Origin of the sequence: Novosphingobium sp. FKTRR1, assembly GCF_020404405.1 — a bacterium.
In the GTDB taxonomy this organism is placed as follows: Bacteria; Pseudomonadota; Alphaproteobacteria; order Sphingomonadales; family Sphingomonadaceae; genus Novosphingobium.
Window position 1 is genome coordinate 1 of the sequence record NZ_JAIZDA010000093.1, and the last position, 1,253, is coordinate 1,253.

The following is a 1,253-nucleotide window of genomic DNA, read 5'->3' on the forward strand; positions in this document are numbered from 1 at the left end:
CCCGCACCTTCCCGCATATGCTTGCGGCGAGCGGTATCAGTCCAGGGCATGTGCTTCCTCCATCGTCTCGACAACGACGCTGAATCACAACCTACTGATATCGCTCAACCACTTTTCGCTCGGGCTCTAAGGGCCGGGCCATGCGCGGCTAGGTCGTAGACTCATAAATCGCACGTTCGAAGTTTGAAGCAAAACGGCGCAGTGCAAGGAGGGAAGGCACAAGGATCTGTTGATATTTCAAGCCTAGCCGACGCCGCAATCGGCTGTTTTGATCGAACGAAGTTCACCGCAAGGTAAATCCGGAAGGGACACCCGAACGGCGCCATTTATGAGTTTACGACCAAAGTTAGCACAAGGCATTGCTGAAACGCCGATAGGCCACTGGCTAATACATGATTCAAATATTATGGCTCACGAAACTTCCATAATTCCGAAACAACGGGCGCATTGATCAGCCATTTCAAATTTCCCATATTTTTCATTGTTCTGTGGTGTGCTTTATGCAATCTGCAAGCGATGCTTAAGGAGGATCCCGTGAAGTCTAGGTTGGGGTATTTAGACGCTCTGCGCGGATTCGCGGCACTGTCAGTACTTTTTCAGCATACATTTGAAAAAGTTTGGCAAGCAGGCTCCGACGGCTTGCTTCATCAGGTTTTAAGCTTTTCGTTGTTCCATTTGGTAAATTTTGGCCGATTTGGTGTAATTCTCTTTTTCATGACTAGCGGTTTCGTTATTCCGTTCAGTTTTAAGGGCGATCGGCCGGTTTTTAACTTTTGTGTTAGCCGTTTTTTTCGTCTCTACCCAGCTTACTGGTTTTCAATCGGGGCAGTCGTCTCGGTCACATGGATCATAGGTGGCGAACTTTTTTCACCGCGGCAAATCATTTCAAATATTACAATGATACAGAGACTGTTTGGCCAGCCCAATGTCAGTGACGTATATTGGACTCTATTTCTAGAGCTAGTATTTTATTTTTTCTGCATCATCCTATTCATGAAAAACCTTCTGTATCGCTGGAGTGTTTCTGCGGTATTTGCTTTCGGCCTGATCGCAACTGCTACAGTCGGGTCGATTCTCAAGTACGGTTTCCATTTCCGGATACCATACTTGGATGACCCGATTTACCGTAACTGCTCAGGTGGTTGGCAATGAGGCCGATCAAGCGACCGCGAAGCGTCCGTCGACGAGGTCTCGGATTGCGCTGAGTGCGGACTGGCCAGAGAGGCGTGCGGTGCCGGTGACGGAACGGTATC

Annotated in this window: 1 protein-coding gene; it reads left to right on the plus strand. The window is 48.6% G+C overall.

The features are described from left to right. The first annotated feature begins 534 nt into the window (after positions 1–534). A complete protein-coding gene (locus LDN95_RS23040; protein WP_226019831.1) occupies positions 535–1,152 on the plus strand; it encodes an acyltransferase in 618 nt (205 codons plus the stop codon). Positions 1,153–1,253 lie beyond the last annotated feature (101 nt).